Source organism: Mycobacterium sp. (genome assembly GCF_032159765.1).
Taxonomy (GTDB): Bacteria; Actinomycetota; Actinomycetes; order Mycobacteriales; family Mycobacteriaceae; genus Mycobacterium.
In genome coordinates this window covers 1-3,479 of sequence record NZ_JAVHWM010000019.1, presented here as the reverse complement: position 1 = coordinate 3,479, position 3,479 = coordinate 1, and the positions used below count along the sequence as shown (strand labels likewise).

Annotated in this window: 4 protein-coding genes; 2 read left to right on the top strand and 2 right to left on the bottom strand. The window is 65.4% G+C overall.

All coding sequences use genetic code 11. The features are described 5' to 3' along the window. The coding region (locus QOH60_RS02265) for a hypothetical protein (RefSeq protein WP_526416656.1) at positions 1-245 on the bottom strand (245 nt) is incomplete at its 3' end. 70 nt (positions 246-315) lie between these two features. Between QOH60_RS02265 and QOH60_RS02260 the strand changes: the two genes are divergently transcribed. Both QOH60_RS02260 and QOH60_RS02255 read left to right on the top strand, forming a co-directional pair. Then, positions 316-1,677, top strand: coding sequence for a WS/DGAT/MGAT family O-acyltransferase (locus QOH60_RS02260; protein ID WP_526416654.1), 1,362 nt, complete (start codon positions 316-318; stop codon positions 1,675-1,677). A gap of 36 nt (positions 1,678-1,713) precedes the next feature. Beyond that, positions 1,714-2,193 carry an NUDIX hydrolase gene (locus tag QOH60_RS02255; RefSeq protein ID WP_526416652.1) on the top strand — a complete coding sequence of 160 codons (480 nt, stop codon included), beginning with the start codon at positions 1,714-1,716 and terminating at the stop codon, positions 2,191-2,193. 2 nt (positions 2,194-2,195) lie between these two features. Here QOH60_RS02255 and QOH60_RS02250 read toward each other — a convergent pair whose 3' ends face one another. Then, positions 2,196-3,236, bottom strand: coding sequence for a lipoprotein LpqH (locus QOH60_RS02250; protein WP_526416650.1), 1,041 nt, complete (start codon positions 3,234-3,236; stop codon positions 2,196-2,198). Positions 3,237-3,479: the final 243 nt, after the last annotated feature.

Here is a 3,479-nt window from a genome sequence, read left to right as displayed (position 1 = left end):
CTTCCACCGGTATACGAATCGCCGACGACTGCTACCCAGAGGTCTTTGGGGGGCGCGACCGCAGTCGCCCCTGGCGTCATTGCGCGGCTCTCGCAGCCAGTTATCAGAATGAGAGCCGAAAAAACGGCGGCCAGGCATTTCGCATGCCCGAGCAGCAATTTCATGACGTGCAGGCCCTTCTCGCCCCCGCGATATCGGGCGCCGTTCAAGATCAGCACCCATGAACGCGGCCAGTCTACGGTCAAAGGCTGTATTCCTCTTGTCCGCACGATTACAAAGGACGAGAAGGGAAGACCACCGCGAGAGGACGCACCGATGCAGCTGATATCGCCGACGGACAACATCTTCTTGCTGGGCGAATCCCGTGAACATCCCATGCACGTGGGCGGTTTGCAGCTCTTCGAGCCGCCCGAGGACGCGGGGCCCGAGTTCGTCCGGGAGACCTACGAGGCGATGCTGGCGTGCACTGACGTGCAACCGACGTTCCGGAAGCGGCCCGCATTCCTGGGCGGAATCACGAATGTCGCCTGGTCAGACGACAAGGACATCGATCTGGAATATCATCTGCGGCGCTCGGCGCTGCCCAAGCCGGGACGGGTCCGTGACCTTCTGGAACTGACCTCGCGGCTGCACGGCAGTCTGCTCGACCGCCACCGGCCGCTGTGGGAGACACACCTCGTCGAGGGGCTGGATGACGGGCGCTATGCGCTGTACAACAAAATTCACCACTCACTGATCGACGGTGTGTCGGCGCAACGGCTCATGCAGCGCTCCATGACGCCCGATCCTGACGACGACGAAGTGCGTGTGCCGTGGGAGCTCAAGCCGGGGCGCCGGAAAGCCTCTGGACGTGGCCGCTCGCCCATCGAGGCGCTGACCAATGCGGTGGGATCAGCTGCGGCGCTTGCGCCGTCGACGCTGTCGCTCATCCGCGACGGACTCTTCGAACAACAGCTGACGCTGCCGTTCCGGGCTCCGAAGACGATGTTCAACGTTCGTATCGGGGGCGCGCGGCGCGCTGCGGCGCAGTCGTGGTCGCTGGATCGCTTCAAGCGGGTGAAGGAAGCCGTCGGCGGCGTGACCGTCAACGACGTGATCCTGGCGATGTGCTCCGGGGCGCTGCGTGCGTATCTGCTCGACCAGAACGCGCTCCCGGAGGCACCCTTGGTGGCGATGGTCCCGGTCAGCCTGCGTAAGGACGGGGACGACGACCGGGGCGGCAACATGGTGGGCACGATCCTTTGCAACCTCGCGACACATCTCGACGATGCCGGACAGCGGCTGGAGGCCATCCACGAGTCGATGCGCGACAACAAGAATGTGTTCGCCGAGCTGCCCCAGGTCCAGCAGTTCGCGCTCTCGGCCTGCCTCACGGGTGGAATTGCGCTGGCGTTGGTTCCGGGATTCGTCGCGGCGGCCCCGCCGCCGTTCAACATCGTCATCTCCAACGTGCCGGGTCCCCGGGAGCCGATGTACTGGAGGGGCGCGCGCTTGGACGGCAACTACCCGCTGTCGATCGCGCTGGACGGGCAGGCGCTGAACATCACGATGACTAACAACGGCGACAACCTCGACTTCGGGCTGGTCGGCTGCCGCCGCAGCGTGCCGCACCTGCAGCGCTTGCTCGGGCACCTCGAGACGTCGCTCAAAGACCTCGAGCGCTCTGCGTGCGAGTAGCCGAGGAGCAATGAAACGCAGCGGACGCGAGGAGCAATGAAACTAAGCGCGGGTCTGCTGCCTTACCGGATCCGCGACGGCGTCGTGGAAGTCCTGATCGGTCATCCCGGCGGTCCGTTCTGGGCCAAGAAGGACGACGGTTCGTGGTCGATTCTCAAGGGCGAATACACCGACGGTGAGGATCCATGGGACGCCGCTCGTCGGGAATTCACCGAAGAGACGAGCCTTCCGCCACCTGTGGGTCCGCGCATCGATTTTGACCCGGTGCGTCAGCCCAGCGGCAAAGTGCTGACCGTGTTCGCGGTGCTCGGCGACCTCGATGTCACCAACGCCCGGAGTAACACCTTCGAACTCGAATGGCCGAAGGGCTCGGGCCGAGTGCGCGAGTACCCGGAAGTGGATCGCGTGCAATGGTTTCCCATCGCGCGGGCGCGCGCCAAACTGCTGAAGGGTCACCGCGTGGTACTGGATCGCCTGATGACCGATCCCGATCTGTCAGGACTGCGCGAGGAGTAGCACTAAGGGCACGTCACCTCGACCTTGAACGGTTTCATGGAGATTCCCGCGGTGGGGTTCGTGAGGTCGACTGCGATTCCGTTGCCCGAAATCGTGTACGTGAGTCCGTCTTTGACGGCCTGTGCGTCGCCCATGGCTGCCTTGGCGTAGGTGAGCGGCTGCTTGTTGACGAATATGCTGACGCTCTCGACCTCGAGGGCCTCGCTGGTGCTCAGCACGACAGCTAGGCCGTTCGTCCCGGTATCACCGGCCGCCACAGTCATCTGCCCACCACTGTCGATGCAGCTGGGTTGTCCTTCGATCGTCGTCGGGGTGCCGTCGATCGTCACCGTGGTTCCCGCCGGCGCCGCACCAGTGCCGGGAGGCTGCGTACCGGTGGGGGCCGCGCTCGCGGTCTGTGACGACGTCGTCGTGGACTTGGTGGTGGACGACCGTGCGCTCGTGCTCTTCGCCGACGCACCGGTGTGGTCATTGCTGCTACCGCTGTTGCGGAACAGCACCCACACCACCGCGACAATCGCGCCCAACAGGATCACACTGAGGGTCGCAATGATGGTCAACGCTGTCCGCGACGACCCCGTGCCCTGCTGAGGCACATACGGCGCGGGTGACGGGAACGGCTGCTCCCCGGGTGGCCCGAACGGGCCGGGAGGGGGAGCTCCGTACGGCGGTGTGTCCGGCGCAGCGGGGGGTGTGTACTGCCCGGCAGCCGGCGGCGTGTACTGCCCTGCACCTGGCGGCGTGTACTGCCCGGCACCTGGCGGCGTGCCGAACCCCGTTGACGGCGTCGTTGGCGACGGCGCCGCTGGGGGCGTGTACATCGGATAGACCGGGTCGATCGGCTGCGTCGCCTCAGCGGCCGGACGTGTTTGGGTCTCGGCGCCCGGCGGGATTTGTGGCTCGGGGGCCGGTGGAACGTAATAACCCGAAGGCACCGTGGGATTTTGGACGGGCGGGCCGCTGTCGGCTGCCGGCTCGGGCGGCGTCGGGCCAGTGCCCGGCGGGTCGGGCAGAGCGGGACCGGGATCCTCGGAGGATGGCATGCAGAAATCCTAGTGACGACGACAACGGCGGCGCCCCAAACCGAGCGCCGCCGTTGTCAGATGTGTGCTGCTACGGACAGGTGATCTCCAAACCGAACTCGTGAGAGTCAGGCATGGGTGCCGAGTGACCTGACACCGAGTAGTTCTTGCCGTCCTTCTTCACGGTTGCGTCGCCGCCGCTGCCCTTGTTGAACAGAATCGGTGTCCCGAAGTACAGCGCGACCTGGTTCACCTCCGGCGAAT